General features: G+C 70.0%; 18 protein-coding genes and 1 pseudogene. 7 read left to right on the top strand and 12 right to left on the bottom strand.

Annotation, left to right across the window (positions count from 1 at the left end):
* Nucleotides 1-32 precede the first annotated feature (32 nt).
* The 3 genes from ACIBSV_RS20665 to ACIBSV_RS20655 all read left to right on the top strand — a co-directional run bounded on the left by ACIBSV_RS20665 (nt 33) and on the right by ACIBSV_RS20655 (nt 3,349).
* Nucleotides 33-1,865 (top strand): SigE family RNA polymerase sigma factor, encoded by a 1,833-nt coding sequence (locus ACIBSV_RS20665; RefSeq protein WP_395864969.1) that lies wholly within the window; start codon nt 33-35, stop codon nt 1,863-1,865.
* Nucleotides 1,862-2,011, top strand: a complete 150-nt coding sequence (locus tag ACIBSV_RS20660; RefSeq protein WP_395864967.1) for a hypothetical protein — start codon at nt 1,862-1,864, stop codon at nt 2,009-2,011. Before ACIBSV_RS20665 ends, ACIBSV_RS20660 begins: the two co-directional genes overlap by 4 nt.
* A gap of 186 nt (nt 2,012-2,197) precedes the next feature.
* Nucleotides 2,198-3,349, top strand: a complete 1,152-nt coding sequence (locus ACIBSV_RS20655; protein WP_395864965.1) for an erythromycin esterase family protein — start codon at nt 2,198-2,200, stop codon at nt 3,347-3,349.
* A 147-nt stretch (nt 3,350-3,496) separates the two neighbouring features.
* On the opposite strand, the gene ACIBSV_RS20650 is transcribed toward ACIBSV_RS20655, so the two are convergent.
* On the bottom strand, nt 3,497-5,002 hold the full coding sequence (locus ACIBSV_RS20650; protein WP_395864964.1) for an MFS transporter: 1,506 nt from the start codon (nt 5,000-5,002) through the stop codon (nt 3,497-3,499).
* Between the two features lie 203 nt (nt 5,003-5,205).
* Nucleotides 5,206-5,805 carry a TetR/AcrR family transcriptional regulator gene (locus tag ACIBSV_RS20645; protein WP_395864962.1) on the bottom strand — a complete coding sequence of 200 codons (600 nt, stop codon included), beginning with the start codon at nt 5,803-5,805 and terminating at the stop codon, nt 5,206-5,208.
* 93 nt (nt 5,806-5,898) lie between these two features.
* Between ACIBSV_RS20645 and ACIBSV_RS20640 the strand changes: the two genes are divergently transcribed.
* A complete protein-coding gene (locus ACIBSV_RS20640) occupies nt 5,899-6,594 on the top strand; it encodes an SDR family NAD(P)-dependent oxidoreductase (RefSeq protein ID WP_395864960.1) in 696 nt (231 codons plus the stop codon).
* Nucleotides 6,595-6,720: 126 nt separating this feature from the next.
* On the opposite strand, the gene ACIBSV_RS20635 is transcribed toward ACIBSV_RS20640, so the two are convergent.
* The 8 genes from ACIBSV_RS20635 to ACIBSV_RS20600 all read right to left on the bottom strand — a co-directional run bounded on the left by ACIBSV_RS20635 (nt 6,721) and on the right by ACIBSV_RS20600 (nt 13,306).
* Entirely contained in the window at nt 6,721-7,299 is a 579-nt protein-coding gene (locus ACIBSV_RS20635; RefSeq protein WP_395864958.1) for a hypothetical protein, read from the bottom strand.
* Between the two features lie 212 nt (nt 7,300-7,511).
* On the bottom strand, nt 7,512-7,793 hold the full coding sequence (locus ACIBSV_RS20630) for a hypothetical protein (protein WP_395864956.1): 282 nt from the start codon (nt 7,791-7,793) through the stop codon (nt 7,512-7,514).
* A gap of 145 nt (nt 7,794-7,938) precedes the next feature.
* Entirely contained in the window at nt 7,939-8,733 is a 795-nt protein-coding gene (locus ACIBSV_RS20625; RefSeq protein WP_395864954.1) for a hypothetical protein, read from the bottom strand.
* A gap of 256 nt (nt 8,734-8,989) precedes the next feature.
* The gene (locus ACIBSV_RS20620; protein ID WP_395864952.1) at nt 8,990-9,499 is read right to left on the bottom strand and encodes a hypothetical protein; all 510 of its coding nucleotides are present in this window, start codon (nt 9,497-9,499) and stop codon (nt 8,990-8,992) included.
* An 876-nt stretch (nt 9,500-10,375) separates the two neighbouring features.
* Nucleotides 10,376-11,194 (bottom strand): hypothetical protein, encoded by an 819-nt coding sequence (locus ACIBSV_RS20615; protein ID WP_395864950.1) that lies wholly within the window; start codon nt 11,192-11,194, stop codon nt 10,376-10,378.
* A gap of 266 nt (nt 11,195-11,460) precedes the next feature.
* Nucleotides 11,461-11,829 carry a chaplin gene (locus ACIBSV_RS20610; protein ID WP_395864947.1) on the bottom strand — a complete coding sequence of 123 codons (369 nt, stop codon included), beginning with the start codon at nt 11,827-11,829 and terminating at the stop codon, nt 11,461-11,463.
* A 403-nt stretch (nt 11,830-12,232) separates the two neighbouring features.
* Nucleotides 12,233-12,469 carry an acyl carrier protein gene (locus tag ACIBSV_RS20605; RefSeq protein WP_331771865.1) on the bottom strand — a complete coding sequence of 79 codons (237 nt, stop codon included), beginning with the start codon at nt 12,467-12,469 and terminating at the stop codon, nt 12,233-12,235.
* Between the two features lie 303 nt (nt 12,470-12,772).
* Complete coding sequence (locus tag ACIBSV_RS20600) at nt 12,773-13,306, bottom strand: MarR family winged helix-turn-helix transcriptional regulator (RefSeq protein ID WP_395864945.1); 534 nt, start codon at nt 13,304-13,306, stop codon at nt 12,773-12,775.
* Nucleotides 13,307-13,513: 207 nt separating this feature from the next.
* On the opposite strand from ACIBSV_RS20600, the pseudogene ACIBSV_RS20595 reads away from it, so the two are divergent.
* Nucleotides 13,514-14,392 (top strand): annotated as a pseudogene (locus ACIBSV_RS20595) (haloalkane dehalogenase); the annotation flags it as partial.
* A 234-nt stretch (nt 14,393-14,626) separates the two neighbouring features.
* On the opposite strand, the gene ACIBSV_RS20590 reads toward ACIBSV_RS20595, so the two are convergent.
* Both ACIBSV_RS20590 and ACIBSV_RS20585 read right to left on the bottom strand, forming a co-directional pair.
* Nucleotides 14,627-15,421: a class I SAM-dependent methyltransferase gene (locus ACIBSV_RS20590; protein ID WP_395864943.1), complete on the bottom strand. Its 795-nt coding sequence runs from the start codon at nt 15,419-15,421 to the stop codon at nt 14,627-14,629.
* Nucleotides 15,422-15,642: 221 nt separating this feature from the next.
* The gene (locus tag ACIBSV_RS20585; protein ID WP_395864941.1) at nt 15,643-16,116 is read right to left on the bottom strand and encodes an Lrp/AsnC family transcriptional regulator; all 474 of its coding nucleotides are present in this window, start codon (nt 16,114-16,116) and stop codon (nt 15,643-15,645) included.
* Between the two features lie 93 nt (nt 16,117-16,209).
* Here ACIBSV_RS20585 and ACIBSV_RS20580 point away from each other — a divergent pair, with 93 nt between their 5' ends.
* Both ACIBSV_RS20580 and ACIBSV_RS20575 read left to right on the top strand, forming a co-directional pair.
* Nucleotides 16,210-17,082, top strand: a complete 873-nt coding sequence (locus tag ACIBSV_RS20580; RefSeq protein ID WP_395864939.1) for an LLM class flavin-dependent oxidoreductase — start codon at nt 16,210-16,212, stop codon at nt 17,080-17,082.
* On the top strand, nt 17,073-17,561 hold the full coding sequence (locus tag ACIBSV_RS20575; RefSeq protein WP_395864937.1) for a nucleoside deaminase: 489 nt from the start codon (nt 17,073-17,075) through the stop codon (nt 17,559-17,561). The genes ACIBSV_RS20580 and ACIBSV_RS20575 overlap by 10 nt, the downstream gene beginning before the upstream one ends.
* The last annotated feature ends 15 nt before the right edge of the window (nt 17,562-17,576 follow it).

The following is a 17,576-nucleotide window of genomic DNA, read 5'->3' as shown; positions in this document are numbered from 1 at the left end:
TTTCTCGTGTGACGTCAACGTGTGGAGGGTCCATGTCGGGAAGCAAGGCCGCGGCCGCGGACTTCGAGGAGTTCGCGCACGCGCGCAGCGGGCAATTGCTGCGCACCGCCTGCCTGCTCACCGGCGACTGGCACATGGCCGAGGACCTGGTCCAGGCGACCTTCGGGAAGTTGTTCCCGCGCTGGAACCGGGTGAGCGAGATGGACGCGCCCATGGCGTACGCGCACCGGACGCTGGTCAGAACGTTCCTGTCCGTCCGGCGACTCAAACGCTGGTCGGAATATCCCGCCGAGGATCTCCCGGACGCGCACGCGCCCGACGGCCAGGACATCGAGCTGCGCCTGACTCTTCTGGAAGGTCTGGCGCGACTGTCCCCGGACGACCGCGCGGTACTGGTGTTGCGCTACTGGGAGGACTACGCCGCGCTGTTCCCCGCCGCGATCGCGGTCGCCGCGGTGGAGGTCGTGCTCACCCGACGGCCCGGCACCGACGCGGCCCGACGCCGCGGTGTCGCCGCCGTCGCCGGGTTGTGGCCGCGCGTACGGCGTTGCCGGCGGCATCCGCTGGTCGTCGTGGCGGCGCTGCTGGTCGCCGCGCAGTACTGCTGGCGCGCCGCACTGGCCGTGTTCCTGGGCCCGTTGGACTTCGACGGACTGTGGTACCACCTGCCCGGACCCGCCCTGTGGCTCCAACAGGGCCATGTGGGACACACCCCGCAGGTGTTGTGGGCCGACGTGTACCCGCAAGGGCAGGAACTGCTCACCGGCTTCAGCGGCGCGTTCCTGGGCGACACCCGACTCGGTTGGGCGTCCGGACTGCCCTTCCTCGCCCTGGGCGCGCTCGCCACGGCCGGGCTCGCCCGTACGGCCGGCGCCCGCCGCGCGCACGCCGTACTCGCCGGTCTCGGCATCCTGGCGATCCCCGCGGTGTTCCTGGAAGCCTCCACCACCTACGTGGACTTCGCCACGGCCGCGACCACACTGACCGCGCTGCACCTGACGCTCGACCTGCACCCGGCCGTCGTGGACGCGATGCGGCGCGGCGAGGACGCGACGCGCTGTCTGCGTTACCGGGTGCCGATGGTCGGGATCGCGCTGGGGACGGCGATCGGCGTCAAGTCCTCGAACCTGTTGACCGCCGCCATGGTCGGCGTTCTGGTCGTGGTGCAGACCTGGCGTGTGGTCGGTGCGCTGCGGCGCTCGTTGCCGCCCGGCCCCGGGTCCGCGCCGGTCACCCGCGCCGCCCGGCTGCGCGGTCACGCCGCCGCCGCCCGCGTGGCGCTGCCGAACGCGGCCGTGCTGGGTGTGCCCACACTGGCGCTGGGCGGCTACTGGTACATCCGCACCTGGCTCAGATACGGCAACCCCTTCCACCCGTTCACGATGCTCGGCTTCCACGGGAAGGGCACCGTCGACGAACTGATCATCGTCCACAACACGGCATGGGTCGTGCGCGGCGAGAGCAAGCTCCGCGCCACGTGGCACTCGTGGACCTTCGACCGTGAACGCGTGGCCTACACGTACGATCAGCAACCCGGCGGATTCGGGCTGCAATGGATCTACGTCCTGCTCCCGGTCGTGCTCGTCGCCATCGCCCTGTTCGTGCGCGGGCGCCGCTTCGACTGCTCGCCGTACTGCGCGACCGCGCCCACTACCGTCCGGTGGTGCGCGCGGGAGGTGGGGTCGGCTGGTCCGCCGGCGGACTCGGCGGCGCGGAACTCTTCGAGGTCGGCGATTTCACCGGCAGCGTGTGCGGCAACCGTGCGCCCCGACTGGTTGCCACGAAGCGGGCACCCGACACGATCGCCGTCTCGCTCCGGGACGCGTGCGCGGCACCTTTGTTCGAGGTCGAGGTGGTGCTCGTGAACGCGGGCGGGGAGGCCGTCCGGGCCTGGACCGGCCGAGAAGGCGAGGCCGTCCTGCGCGTGCCGTCCGACCTCGCCGGGAAACCGCTGCTCGTGCGGTTCGCGGGAGACGGGTACTACGAGGGTGGGGAGGCGACGGTGGACTGATGGTCGGGGCCGGGGCGCGGCCGGCGCCGGTGGCGGGACGGCTTGCGGAGTGGGGAGCCGTGCCGGCGCCTCGGTCCCGGGTATCTCCGGGTGTCGGGTACTTGTCGAATTCGACCGAAGGAGTACCCGAGTCCTGGGTCTGGCGGACGAGGCGCCGGCCGCTAACCGTTGTCTAGCGTCGGAGTCATGAAATCAGACGATGTGTACCCATCCTGTGAGATCGAGGCCCCGGCGATCTCGCCCCGACACGGGCCGGGTGCGACTGTGGCCCTCGGCCTGGTTCCGGACCCGCCGCCGGCGCGCGGCACCGCCACCGTCACCGGGGCGCCGGGGTGGGTCGCCACCGGTGCCGCGCCGCCCAAAGACTCCGCTGCGGCGCGCGGTGACCCGGCGGCGGCCCTGGCTCACTCCGCGCATGCGCTGGGCAGTACCCTGCCGGGCGGCTCCGAGGCGGATCTGCGGGCGTTCGACACGATGATCGGCGGCGCGGACGTGGTCGGCGTGGGCGAGGCCACGCACGGTTCGAGCGAGTTCTGCACCGTCAAGCATCGCCTGTTCCGGCACCTGGTCGAACACCGCGGTTTCCGGAGCCTCGTCCTCGCGGTCCACCGGGATGCGGGGGTCCGCCTGGACGCGTGGGTGTTGCACGGCACGGGCCATCTGAGGACGATCATGGACGAAGAGTTCCGGGCCGGTGACAGTGCGTGGAACACCACCGAGACGCGGGACCTGTTGCGGTGGATGCGGGTGTGGAACGTACGCCGGCCCGACAGTCCGGTCCGGGTGGCCGGGAACGGCCTTGACTGCGCGTTCGACATCGCCGACGAAGCGGCGCGGCGGTACCGCGACCGGGTCGCCGCCGACTACACCCTGTGGTGGCAGCGCCACACCGGCACGCGGGTCTTCCTCTCCGCCCACAACGCGCAGATCGCCGGCGAGGGCCGGGCCGGGACCGGGACCCAGGGGCGCATCCTGCGCGAACGTCTCGGGGCCCGCTACGTCAACGCCGGATTCACCTTCGGCCAGGGATCATTCAACGCGATCGACCAGAACGCCCCCGGCGCACCGTGGCGTCGCTTTACGATCGGCCCGCCCGCCACCCGCGCCGGCGAGGACGTCCTGGAGAGAGTCTCCCGACGTGACTGGTACCTCGACACCCGCGCCGCGGCCCCGGGCGTCGCGCACGACTGGATCGAGGCCGCGCACCCCATCCGCAGCCTCGGCGTCGTCTGGCCCTGCGACGAGTACGAGAACACTCGGCTGCGCGCGAGCTACGACATCCTCATCCACCTGCACCACATCGGCGCTACCCACCGGCGCGCCGGCAACTCGACGTGACGAGTGGATGGGTCGGGGCCGGGTGGGGCTTCGGCAGCGCTCCCGGCCCCCGTCTTCGTTGCCGTCTCCGTACCCGCTTCCGCTCCTGCTTCGGCTTCCGAGCGTGCGTCCGTCGATGGGGGAGGCCGGGGGTGAACAGGACCGGCCTCAATCGGCCGCCGAGCCGCGGTCGACCGAGGAGATCGGTGGGGCGATGTCCTCGAGGGAGCGCCCTTCGGCGTTGATCGCGAGGAATCCGGCGACGATGCCGGCGGCCAGCATCAGACCCGCGCCGATGCAGAACGCGAGGACGGTGTCCGCGACATCGCCGGACTTGGTCAGGTCCGAGAAGACCAGGGGCCCGGCGATTCCGCCCGCCGCGGTACCCACCGCGTAGAACAGCGCGATGGCCGATGCCCGGGCCTCCATCGGGAAGATCTCCGAGACGGTCAGGTAGGCACTGCTCGCGCCGGTGGAGGCGAGGAACAACACGACGCACCAACACGCGGTGAGCGTGGTCGCGTTCAGGTGTCCCGCTCCGAACAGCCAGGCGGTGACGAAGAGCGCGAGCGCGCTGCCGACATAGGTCGAGGTGATCATCACGCGTCGTCCGACCGTGTCGAACAACGGCCCCAGCAGCAGCGGACCGAGCAGGTTGCCGACGGCGATCACGGCGAAGTAGTAGCCGGCACGGTTGCTCGGCACGTCGTAGAAGATTTCCAGGATCGACGCGAAGCCGAAGGTGATGGCGTTGTAGAGGAATGCCTGGCCGATGAACAACGACAGGCCCAGGACCGAACGACGCGGATGGTCCCGGACCACGCTGCGCGCGATCGCGCCCAGACCCGCCGCCTTGCCGGTGTCGATGGTCAACTCGCCCTCGGGATCCGGCAATGCGCGCTTCTCGCCGGTGCTTCGCGCGCTCTCGGCCACCACCTCCTCCTCGGCCTCGGCGACCAGGCGTTCGGCCTGGTCGCCACGGCCGTGCAGGTAGAGCCAGCGCGGTGATTCGGGGACGTGTCGGCGGACCAACAGGATGACCAGGCCGAGCACGACGCCCAGCGCGAAGGTCAGACGCCAGCCGATGTCGGCGGGGAAGATCGAGGTGTCGAGCATCACCACCGACAGCAGCGCGCCGCCGGCGGCTCCGGCCCAATAGGTGCCGTTGACGGCGAGATCGACCCGGCCTCGGTAGCGGGCCGGCATGAGTTCGTCGATGGCGGAGTTGATGGCCGCGTACTCGCCGCCGATGCCCAGGCCGGTGATGAACCGAAAGAGGAAGAACATCCAGGCCTGGACGGACAGGGCGGTCAGCGCGGTGCCCACGAGGTAGACGGCGAGCGTGACCATGAAGAGTTTCTTGCGGCCGAATCGATCCGTCAGCCACGCGAAGAACAGCGCACCGACACACGCCCCCGCGACGTACATCGCGGCGGCCGGCCCGGTGACCTGAGCCGCCGTGATGTCGAGCCCACTGTCCGACTCGGACAACCGGCCGGCGACGTTGCCGACCACGGTGACCTCGAGGCCGTCGAGGATCCACACCGTGCCGAGGCCGATCAGGATGCGCCAGTGCCACCATGACCACGGCAACCGGTCCAGGCGGGCGGGAACATCGGTGGTGAGGGTTCTGCGCTCGTCCGACGCGCTGCCCGGGGTTGTCGCACTGGTCATGATCGCCGTCCTCCGATCGGGTCGCCTTCGCAGCTGCCCCGCCCCGACTCGGGAAAACCCCCACGAGGGCACCGGGCTTCGTGTCGCGACCCACCCGGCATCCTCCTACTCCGGTGCCACCAGGGGCCGTTCGCGGCCTCGCCGAGCGCGCGGGTGCAGAGGGAGCCGGCGTCCACGCCCCGCCGGCGTCGCCTTGGTGATGCTCAATGTGAGCGAGGTTTGAGGAGTTCCTCGGTGAGGGTGCTCAGCAGTGCACGGGAGAGGGGCGACCGGGTCAGGGCGCGGTAGACGATCGGGCCGATGAGGGCGTCGATGGTGTCGTCGGGGTTGAGGGCGGGGGAGATCTCGCCTGCGTCGATGGCGTGTGTGAGCATGGCGCGTTCCCGCTCGCGGCGGGGGTCGAGGTAGCGGCGGTGCAGGCTTTTGGCCGCGTCGGGGTTGTGCTGTGCCTCGGCGATGAGTGCGAGCAGGACTTTGCCGGCGGAGTCGTCGGTGACGAATCGCGCGAAGTCGCCCACGTAGCGGCGGATGTTGTCCGCCGTGGGCGTTTCCGTCGGGACGGGAAGACGCTTTTCGCTGTCCTCGATGAGTGTGTCGAGGAGGATCTCGACCTTCGAGGGCCACCAGCGGTAGATCGTCTGCTTGGCGACGCCGGCGCGGCGCGCGATCGCCTCGACGGTCAGCGCGCCGAAGCCGTGTTCGACGAGCAGATCGTCCGCGGCATGGAGCACGGCAAGGCGCGCGACCTCGTCGCGCCGGTTGCCGGAGTGCGTCCTGCGGGGCTGGGGGCCGGCGGCGGGCATGCGGGACACGGTACCCGTCCGGCGGCGGCAAAAATCTTGCCTAGACGCAACGTCGCGTCTATGTTGGAATCCGCTCACCGAGAAGGAGTCGATATGTCCGTCACGTCCAATCGCCAAGCTCTCGTCATCGGAGCCTCCCGAGGGTTGGGACTCGTCCTCGCCAACGAGCTCGCTCGACGCGACTGGCGGGTCACCGCCACCGCGCGCCGCAGCGGCGGGGAACTGCAAGCGAACGCCGATGCCTCGAACGGACTTCTCGAGGTCGAATCACTGGAGATGACCAGCTCCGAGGAGTTGGCCGCGCTGCGCGAGCGCCTAGCCGGCCGGCGACTCGATCTGCTCTTCGTCAACGCCGCGATCGACCGAGGCAACCTGCCGATCGGCGAGGTCCCGACCGACATGTTCACCGAGGTGATGGTCACCAACGCGTTGAGCCCGCTGCGCACCCTGGAGGCCCTCCGCGACCTCGTGGTGCCCGGCGGCACCGTCGCGGTCATGTCCTCCGAGCAGGGCAGCATCACGCGGAACACCGAGGACGGCTACGACCTGTACAAGGCCGGCAAGGCCGCGCTCAACCAGCTCATGCGCAGCTACGCCACCCGCTATGCCGACGACGGCCGGACCAAACTGCTCATCGACCCCGGCCACAACCGGACCCGGCTCGGCGGACCCGACGCGCCCCTCGCCGCCGAGGAGAGCATCCCGGCCGTCGTCGATGTGCTGGAGGCGCAAATCGGCGCCCCCGGCCTGCGGTTCCTGGATCGGCACGGCGAGACCGTGCCGTGGTAGAGCGCCAGGGCACGGTCCACAGTCGGCGAAACGGCGGCAGGCTCATCCGGATCACGCGGATCACGCGGATCACGCGGGTCACGCGGATCACGCGGGTCACGCGTTGATCCGTTGAGCCTGCCGTCGTCACCCGGTGATCTTGCGGCGGCGGTGGTAGGCGATGGTGGCGATGGCCAACAGCGGACCCCACAGGAGAAGAGGGGCGTAGGCGGCGGTCATCAACCAGTAGTAGCCGCCGTCGGGGGAGTCAGGGTGGCCCATGTTGTCGGGGTCGTTCCAACCGATGGCGCCGAAGACGGTGATCAGGGTGACCAGGACGGCGCCTGTCGCGGCGGGGATCACCGCGGCCGGGCGCGGAATACGGCGGCCGCCCAGCCACGGGACCCAGCGCGGCATCACCTCGCCCCAGCGCTGGACCAGGCCGAGGGCGAGCAGACCTACGAGTTCGGCGAAGATGCTCAGGCCGATCAAGTAGAACGAGTACTTGCCGGGGTAGTTGGACTGGTGGAGCGGATCGCCCGCGGCGAACCCGCTCGGCATGCCGAAGGCGATCGCGGTGCGCCACAGGCCGGTCGGCAGGAGAGTGAGCGCGGCCCCCTTCGCGGCCCAGCGGGCCCGGCGGGAGACGACCGGGCGGGCGGGCGACTCAAGGGCGACGCCGCCGGCGGGCGACTCGGTGGGTCGGGCGATCGTGGCGGCGGTCATGTCTGCGTCCTTTTCGGGAGTCGTTCCTGCGGTGCCTCAACCTTCGTCGGTGGGTGGGGTGTTGGACATCCGCCGATCGGGAGACCGCGTGGGACGACATGCGGGGTGTCTGACCCGATCGGCAGAGGCCGGCGAAGGACTTCGACCACCTACTGCGCTGGAACGTCAGGGACCGCTCTCGACCTCCTCCTCGTACTCCTCTGCGATGTCGGCTATGCGCGCGGGTGTCTCCGGCGGCCGGTCACCGCCACCTTGGTGGCAAAGCCGTACAAGCGCGCGACGGCCCGGACACCCTCGGGAAGCTCGGCGTCCCAGCTTCCTTCGTGCTCCTTCGCCAATCGGTCGATCTCTGTTCGCAGTGCCTCGCGTCGGTCCTCCCGCACCTCGCGTGTCAGGCGCAGTTCCAACGCGATCAGGCTGCCCCGGGCGTCGCCCCGCTCCAACAGCACATCGCTGTAGGCACGCCAGGCGGCGAGGGCCGTCCGAGTCTGCACGCAGTAGTTGTTCCAACGGCGTTGTTCTCAACCGAAACTACCTATGGGTGGCTGCCGACAATCGACGACCACGCGTGCCTGGTGCCCACCCCGGGCCTGGCCGGGCCTGGGCCCGGGCCGGGCCCTCGTCCTCGCCCGGGTTCGGTCATCGAGCCAGTGAGGGGTTCGGGGAGATTCGTTCGGGGGTGGGTGTGCGTCCTCCCGGTGGGCGGGGGCGTCGTGTGCGGCGGGGCCGGCGGCGGCCCATGCGCATCGGGGAATCCTGGTTTCTGATGCGCTCCAGCCGTGCCGTCTCGTCGCGGTCGCCTCCGGAGCCGTAGGGGCCGGTGAGCGGGACGGGATGGCGGAGCGGGTCGGACAGCGCGACGAGGAAGGGCAACTCTTCGTCCCGGCTGTCGGGTTGCTCGAACTCCATGTTCCAGCCCTTCACCACCAGGACCGGCCCGGACTGCTCGCATCGGGTGTAGTCGATCAGGCCGGAAAGGTCCTCGATGGTGGGCACGCCCTTTGCCTCCGACGGCAGACGCCCTCGCCGGTACGCCTGCCGCTCCTGTGCGGACGCGCCTTCGTATGCCGGCACCTTCACGCTCCAATAGGCGTGAATCGCCTGCCACAACACCGATTCGGGTGCGGTGACGAGGCCGTCGGTCCAGTGCCGGCCGCTGCCCACCTCGAAGCTCAGGAAGCCGCCCTCCCAGCTGTTCGGCTTGATCTCGGCGATGCCACGGGCGCCGGAGTCGTCGAAGCCGAGCAGGTGGTGCGGGACGTCGATGTAGAGGGCGAGTCCCTTGTCGAGCATCGTCCGCTCGAACCGCCGCCGACCGGAGGTGACGTATTCCTTGTGCCGATCGGCCAGTTCCGGGCAGCCGGCCACCGCCTGTTCGTAGCCGGTGACCGTATCCGAACGCCCGGTCCACTCGCCGTACAACTGAATGATCACGCGTGACTCCCCACCTCAACGCGATAACCGACGGAAGTCACCCAATCACTATCCGCGAACACCTCGCAGGTAGGTTTTGCGCCAAGCTCCGGGCTTCCCCAGGTGATCCGGCCGCACGTGGCCGGTTGTCGATCCCTCCGGTCGATCCCTCCGGTCGACTCCTCTCGTGGATCCTTCTCGTCGATCCCTCTGCTCGATCTGTCGGAGTCGGGCCCGGGGTTTGGTTGTTCGCCGGGTGAGCCCGCATGCGGTGCGTCTATTCGATTCCTTGGTCCCGCCGGCCGCATTCGGATTCCTGGAGGCGCTCGATCAGCGGTTCGGTGGAGGAGTCTTCGGGCACGGTGGTGGAGGAGTCGCGGGTGACCGGGCTCGTTCGGGGCCAGGCGTCGAGGGCGTAGAGGATGTCGAAGTCCTCCAGGTCCATCCAGCCGATGGCGTGGTCGGGGTCGTGTTCGGCGTCGCCGATCCGGACGGCCGCCGTGCCCTCATGGGGATGGATGCCGCCGGCGCGGCGGACGGCGAGGATACGGACCCGGCCCGGGGAGAAGTCGGAGGTGGGAGCGAACTCCTCGCGTAGGCGCCAGGTTTGCCCGGGTTCGACGATCAGCCACGGCGAGCGGTCGGCGAGGCGCTCGCACGCCGCGCGGGTGGCGGCCTCGCGGCTGAGGAGGTCCTCGGTCATGAAGGTGTCGATCCATGCGTTGACGAGGGCGCCTGCGGCCTGGGCACCGAGGACCTGGTCGACGGGCTTGTCGTTGGGGTTCATTGGATCTCCTGGTGGGATGCCTTCGGTGAAGGTGTCGTGGGACGGCTGGTGAGCGGTCGGCGGCGGATGCCGTGAACGCGGCCGGGCGTCGGCGTTGGACCTTCCGCCGCCGGTGCCCGGTCCGGGACAACACGGGGATGGGCGAGACCCATACCGGCGACGAGTGTGATCCTGTCGGCGCGCCGCGAACGAGGCGATCGTCGTCGGGCGTCGGTTGCGGCGTACTGCTGTCGGAGTGGTCGGCGCCGGTTGTTGTTTCGGCGCTTACTGAACTACTCGAATACCGGATCCGCCCGGTTGCCACCCCGCGTCGTTTTTCTTCACCGGGTGGCCAGCCGCGCGACCGCTCGACGGTCGGTGGCCGGGTCTCGGCCCCGGGAGCGAGTGCGCCCGCGTGCGCTGGGCCGCAGGTTGCGGGATCGCGACGACCTGCGCGGACGGGCCCGGCGGGCAAGCCGCGCCCGGGCGGACGCGTGTGCGGGTAGTGGCGGTCGTGACCCTTCTCACGTCGGGTGAACGCGCGTACAGTCCCGGCCTGTTGCGTCGGGGATGACCGCGCGGAGCTGCTCCGTGCGTGGGCCTCGGCCGTTCTCGACCGGTCGAGGACTCACTCTGCGTGCGAGGTGTGGCCGGTACGGCCGCCTATTCGAGCGGGCGGTGGATCGCCTCGCCGCGCACGATGTGGGTCCCGTCCCAAGCAGCCATGCAGAGAGCCTGGCAGCGGCCCGGCTTGATCGGCAGAGGCGCACCGGCGGCGCTCTCGAGGCGTGCGCATCAGTCGGGGAGCGCGGCGGGGGAGGCGTCGACGCCGGAAGGATCGCGGGGTTGCTTCGGCCACTTGCACCACGCGCACCCCGCGCCTCCCCCACCCGACGGTCAGGTCGCGGTGGGCAGGTATCGCGCTACCGCGAGGTTGGCGATCGTGCGGAGCTTCGAGAAGTAGGAGGCGCAGTATTCCTCGTTGAGCAGGGGCACGATCTTGTCGAGGTCGGCGATGCACGCCCAGAGGACAGCGATGCCATCGCCGTCGAGTCCGCCGCTCAACTCTCTCGACACGAGACCGGCGACGTCGGCGTCCAGGAGGATCAACTCCACACCCGCGATGTCCACGCCGCGGAAGCTCGCGGGGAACGACGCTCGCCGATGCTCGGCCCAGAGCCGCCCGAGCAGCCCATCGCGACGGGCCTCACCGCCCTCATCGGCGGATCTCGTTTCCACTGCGGACGATGGGCGACGGAGCAGGGCGACGGCGTCGAAGACGGCACGCACGATGGTGATGGCCCTGGTCGGGTGGACGGCGCCACTCGTCACGACGCCGCGCGTGAGGTCGTCCCGCAACACGCGGCCGCGGTCGAGTACGGCGGCGAGTTCGGCCGGGACGAGCCCTGCCTCGACGGCCCGTTCGATCAGGTCCCGGAGCGGTTCGTCGCCGGCCGTACGCTCGGCGAGCATGTGCTCCAGCGCGTACAGGGAGTGCGAGACCGCGACCGTGGCGAACTCGTACCGGTAGTAGGAGTGTCGGATGAGTTCGCGGGAGGTCTCCAGGGCGCTCATGACGTGCATCGACGCCTCGTCGGGCAGCACGAGGCCGGCGACCAGGGCGTCCATGTCCGCGTAGTCGAGTGCGACGTCGCAGGCGCGCGGGTCCGGTACCGGCAAAGGGAACGGCCTGGGGGCAGGCGGCAGGGTGTCCATCGGGGCCATCGTGGCATCGAGGGGGTGCGGGCGTCGGCGGATTCGGTTTTTGGGGGGCGAACCGGTGGTCTGGTGCTGTGCGTTGTGGGTGGGCGGCACGGTTTCGACGAGTTCGGCTCTCGTGTTCGGCCCGGTTTGCCGCTTCGGGGCGTGTGTCCGCCTCGTCGCGTGTGGGGCAACACGACGGGGCCCCCGCGGAGAACCCGCAGAGGCCCCGGGTATCGGACGCGGAGGAGGCGGCCGAACCGGAATCACTGAACGAGGCGTCAGACGCCCACACGCTCGAGGAGCGAGCGGTTGCCGTTGTCGTGCTGGTAGCCACCACCGTGGGGGTGGCCCTGCGGACGGTGGCCCTCGTGCTCGTGGTCGCCGTCGTAGTAGACCTCGTTCTCGACCTCGGCGACGATGCATTCGTTGCCGAACGCCGGGTTGAGCGCAGCGGCCCCGTTGGCGGTGTCGCCGCATCCCATTGCCGGGGTATGGAACGGGGACTGGCCGATGTTCCCGGAAAAGACACCCGAGGAGTGCACCGCGGCGGCGTCGGCCTCGGAGCTCGCACTCGCGGCACCCGTGCCTCCCATCACGAGGGCGGCGGTACCGGCAGCCAGGACACCGGCCTTCTTGAACGAGTTCACGACAATCTCCCCTGTAGCGTATCCGCGCCGCCCGATGACGACGCGCACTCCTCTCAACGAGGCTGTTCGTCTCGGGAAACCACTAACGCAACGGTTCACCCGATTGACACACGATCGCCTCGCTGCGCCGAGTTGGCGATCCACGGAGGCGGAGGCGGAGTCCAGACGCGGCGGTGTCGCGTCCCCTCCCGCGTACGGGAGAGCCGGGTGGGCGGAGCGGCGGGGTTCGGGTCGTGGGAGTGGTCGAGCGATGAACGAAGGGGGGAGCGCCGTCTTCGCGAAGGACTGGAGGAACCGACTCACCCTCGACCTCGCCGACCTCACTCCTGGGTGACCCGCGCACGTCGGTATCGACTCGGCTCGATTCCGCCGCCGAGTCGGCGCCGGGCGTGAGGGGATTCGGCTACCCGGCCCGCTTGGCGGCGTCGATGGCCGCCGCCACGTCGTTGACGGTGGCCAGGCGCTCCCTCGCGGTCAAGGTGATGCCGTGTTCGCGTTCCAGGTTGAGAAGCAGTTCCGCCTTTTGGATCGAGTCGAATCCCAGGTCGCTCTCCAGGTTCGTCGTCCCGGTGATGTCGTCCACGTTCACCCAGGCCAGGTTGCATGCGGCGGCGATGACGGCTTTCTCGGTCGTGCTCAACTCGTACTCCCAGGATCGCGGCCGGCCGTCCCGCCCGGCCTCCGAAGCCGCGCCGGCGACCGGTACGGCCACGCACGGCCCACGTAGGCCAGGGTCTCACGATCCCCCCGACGTCAACCAATGGTTGTCCGCTCCGCTCCGCTGCGGTGTGGGGAGGCGGTGCGCGCAGGCCGCTCGGACGCGATTGCGTCAGGCCGGGTCTCGACCGTTTGGCGAGGGATGGATGGTCCGTGGGCCGGCGGCGGTGGTTTCCGCGTGACGCGGTCGAGGGCGGGGTCGGGGTCGGGTGTGGTGAGTCCGTGATCAATCGCCGGCGGTGCGTGGTGCGGTCTTCGTGTGATGGTCCAGGAGCCGGGTCAGCAGACCGGTCAGTGTGCGGCGTTCGGCCTGGGTCAGGGGCGCGAGCAGGTCGTCCTGGGCCCGGCTGATGATCGCGTCGAGGCGGCACAGGTGGTCGCGGCCTTCGGGGGTCACGGTGATGACGTTGCGACGGCGGTCGTCCGGGTCGGGCGTGCGGTCCACGAAGCCGCGTTCGGCGAGGTCGTTGATGACGGCGACCATGTCGCTGCGGTACACGCCGGTGCGACGGCTCAGCGCCGACTGACTTGCGGGGCCGCTCCGAGTGAGCGCGACCAAGACCACGAAATGCCACTTGCGGGCACCTTCGGTGGCGAGGCCGTCGGTCACCAGACGATCGGCGTGCATCGCGTTCCGGGTCAGCAGCCTGCTCGGCAAGCCGCGTACCCGGGCGGGCATTTCCCCCGCGTCCGGGCCGTCGCCGCAAGTCCCAGGGGTGCTGGTGTTCGCGGCGGTGTCGTTGGCCGCTCGGCTGCTCATGGCATCGATATTACCCCGTTGCATTAGTGAGACTAACGATATATGATCCAGGAGATCAAACGTTAGAAACACGAACGTTCATTGCCCGAACGAATGATCCGGGATGTTGCCACATCCGATCCCGATCCCGATTTCGATCCCCACGCGGGTCAGGGTCAGGGTCAGGAGCCGGGTCCGGACAGCCGGGCACCACGAGAGGAAACACTCACCATGCGTACCGTCGACGTCCTCGACTCCCACATCGCCTACACGGAGACCGGCGACGGGCTGCCCGTGGTGTTCCTGCACGGCAACCCGACCTCGTCGCACCTGTGGCGCAACGTCACCCCGCACGTCGCCGGCGGAGCCCGCGCCTTGGCCCCGGACCTGATCGGCATGGGCGCCTCGGGCAAGCCCGACATCGACTACGACTTCGCCGACCAGGCCCGCTACCTCGATGCCTGGTTCGATGCCCTGGACCTGGGCGAGGTTGTCCTGGTCGGCCACGACTGGGGCGGCGCGCTCGCCCTGGACCGGGCGGCCCGACACCCCACGCGGGTGCGCGGAGTGGTCATGCTGGAGACGATGCTCAAGCCGCTGACCGCCGAGGAACTCCCGCCGCCCGCGCGTTCCCGCTTCGAGGCGTTCCGTACGCCCGGAGTCGGCGAGGAACTGGTGCTCGAACAGAACGTCTTCATCGAGACCGCGTTCAAGGGCGGCGTGCTGAATCCGCTGAGCGAGACGGACGTGCAGCCCTACCGCGACCCGTACCCTACGCCGGAGAGCCGGCGTCCACTGCTGGCCTGGCCGCGGATGATGCCCATCGACGGAGAGCCGGCCGACGTCGTCGCCCGCATCACCGACTACGACGCCTGGCTCGGGGCCAGTACGGACGTTCCCAAGCTGCTCCTGACCTTCGACTCCTCGCCGACGCTGCTCATCGGTGACGAGATGATCGCCTGGAGCCGCGAGCACATCGCCGCCCTGGACATCGAGCACTGCGGCCCGGCCGGACACCACGCCCCCGAGGACCGGCCCGACGCCATCGGCACGGCGATCGCCCGGTGGCTGGACGCACACGGGCTCACCTCGCACGGCTCCCGCTGACACCACCCGGATCGACGTTTTCGGGATCCATCGGGGGCGGTGGCGACGGTCGGGGCTCGGGGCCGGGAAAGCGGGACCCGGCGGTCCTGCCCGCGCGGCGGTCGTCTCAGCCCGCGGCCGCCGCTCGGAACGGGCGGAAGAACGCGCGCAGTTCCTTGAGGAAGGAACCGGACGGGTGACCGGAGCGTGCCCGACCGCTGACCGCACCCCGTCGGCGCCTGCCCCCGGGTGGGTTCAGCCGCCGTCCTCGGTCGGCGATTCCGTGCCGGCGCCGGCACGATTCGCGTCGGGAGGCGGTGGGAGTCGGTAGACGGACACGTGTGAGCTCGACTCGGCGGTGAATTCGGTTCCCTGCCAGTCGGCGTGCCTCGATTCGAGCTCGAAGCCGGCCAGTTGGGCCATGAGATCCAGTTCGGCCGGCCAGATGTAGCGGTGCGGGCTGCGAAACAGTCGGGCCCGGGTGCCGTCGTCGAATCGGAAGTGATGCGAGACGAGGTGCTGGCGCAGCACGTCGTAGGTGTCCAGGCCGATGTAACCGGTCTCGGAATGCCAGACCACGGCGTGCTGACCGGGCGGCAGTTTGCGCAGCTCGGGAACCCCCAGCTCGACGACGAACCTTCCGTCCGGTGTGAGGTGGCGAGCGGCGTTGCGGAAGCACGCGACCTGTTCGGCCTGGGTGAGCAGGTTGGAGATGGTGTTGTAGACGAGATACACGAGTCGGAACGTGCCCGGGGCACGGGTGTTCGCCATGTCGCCGACGACCACCGGAATCGTCGTCTCGTCCACCTTCGTACGCAGCCGGTCGATCATCGGCTGCGACAGCTCGATACCGGTGACCCGCACTCCTCGCCCCGCGAGCGGTACGGCAACGCGTCCGGTACCGATGGCGAACTCGAGCGCCCGTCCCCCGCCCGCCAATTCCGCGAGCCGGTCCAGAGCCGGCTGCAAAACCTCCGGCGCAAACATCCCGGTACCCGGCGTGTCGTACGTTCGGGCAGCCTCCACGCCCCAAATCTCATCCAGTCCCATGCCCCCCACGATTCCCGCGGCAAGCGCCGATGTCGACGCCTTTTCCGCCCGCGCGCAGCCGCCTCCACGGAATGGATCGTGAGCGGCACGGTCCGCGGCGCCGGAACGCGCGGTCGACTCGACCTCGGATCGCGCCGCGACACGAACGCGACGAACACACCGCTTGTCGAGCCCGGCTCGGACGCCTGGGCCCTGCGCCGCCCGGGCGTGCCCGGCGTGCGCTACGCGTCCCGGTCGTCGGTGGGTGGGGTGGGGCGTTGAGGGCCTCGGTAGGGGAGGGTTTGGCTGTAGACGATGTTGGTGGTGGTGCTGCCGAAGTGCGCGAGTCGGTCGATGGTGCTTTCCAGGTGGGTCATCGAGGTGGCGGCGACCTTGAGGGTGTAGCAGTCCTCTCCCGTGGTGCGCAGGCACTCCAGGATCTCCGGGCGCTCTTCGAGGAGTCGGTGCAGGGGCGCGTGCCTGCTGCCGGGGTACTTGAGGCGCACCACGGCCAGTACGGCGAAGCCCGCCTTCGAGAGGTCGACCTCGGCTCGGTATCCGGTGATGACGCCGATGGTCTCCAGGCGTCTGACCCGCTCGGTCGTCGCGGAGGCGCTGAGGCTGACGCGTCGTCCCAGTTCGGTCAGCGCGATGCGCCCGTCTTGTTGCAGCTCCGCCAGGATGGCCCAATCGGTGTCGTCGAGATCCTCGGTCATCCGGCCAGAATACCGGCAGATCCACGGTGGACGCGGGCGAAGGCAGTGAATGATGTCTTCAGATATGTGGTTGTCGCCGGATAGCCTCGGGGCATGCAACTCGGCGTCAATGTTCCCAATTTCGGCCCCGGCACGGATCCGGGCGTTCTGCGCGACTGGGCGCAGACCGTGGAGGGGCTCGGATTCGATCTGCTGATGGTCTCCGACCACGTCGCGGTCACGCCCGATGTCGCGGAGCAGTACCCCGCCCCGTTCTACGAACCCTTCACCACGCTCGCCTGGCTGGCCGGTGTCACCCGGCGGGTGCGTCTGGGGACCACGGTGCTCATCGTCCCCTATCGGCATCCCCTACTCGTGGCCCGGATGGCCGCCAACCTCCATCAGCTCAGCGGGCGGCGCCTGGTCCTGGGTGTGGGCGTCGGCTGGGCGCGGCAGGAGTTCGAGGCGCTCGGCGTCCCGTTCCGGCAGCGCGGGAAGCTGACCGACGACCATCTCGCGGCCATCCGCACGGCCTGGGACGACGAGGGGGACTACGGCGTCGGCCGCATCCCGATCTGGGTCGGCGGCAACAGTGACGCGGGCATCGATCGGGCGGTGCGCCTCGGCGACGCGTGGCACCCCCTACGACGCACCCTGCCCTGGATGCGGGCGGCGACGGACCGGCTGCGGGCCGTCGCCGTCGAGCGGCAGCGCCCGGTGCCGGCGCTGGTTCCGCGCATCGCGCTGCGGGTCACCCGGGAACCACTGCCCGATGCCGAGCGCCTCGCCGGCGAGGGAAGCATCGACCAGATCGCCGCCGACCTGGATCACCTGCGGGCCCTGGGCGCCGACACCGTGGTCCTGGACCCGTTCAACGGCGACCCCGGCGAGACGGCGCACCCGCAGGCCGCATGGCGGATGCTCGCCACCGTGGCCGAGCGGGTGGGCCCGCTCACCCATCACCTTACGGAGACACCATGGCAGTGACCCCGGACGACCTCACCCACCTGCGCCGCTGCGTGGAACTCGCCGCCGAGGCGGTGGAGGCCGGCGACGAGCCGTTCGGGTCGGTCCTGGTGGCCGCCGACGGTAGCGTCCTGGCCGAGGACCGCAACCGCGAGCGAACCACCGGCGATGCCACCCGCCATCCGGAGTTCGAACTGGCCCGCTGGGCCGCCACGAACATGACGCCGCCGGAGCGGGCGGCGGCCACCGTCTTCACGTCCGGCGAACACTGCGCGATGTGCGCGGCGGCGCACGGCTGGGTGGGACTCGGTCGCATCGTCTATGTGAGCTCCGCCGAACAGACGAGCACCTGGCTTGCCGAACTCGGCGTTTCGGCGGCGCCCGTACGCAACCTCCCGATTCGGGAGGTCGTTCCCGCGCTCGTGGTGGAGGGCCCCGTTCCCGACTTGGCGGAGGAGGTACGCGCCCTGCACCGTCGGTTCCGCGAGGCACATCGCTGAAGCCGTTCCCCACGA

This window comes from Embleya sp. NPDC050154, assembly GCF_044460165.1.
Taxonomy (GTDB): Bacteria; Actinomycetota; Actinomycetes; order Streptomycetales; family Streptomycetaceae; genus Embleya.
This window is presented reverse-complemented; position numbering and strand designations above follow the sequence as displayed.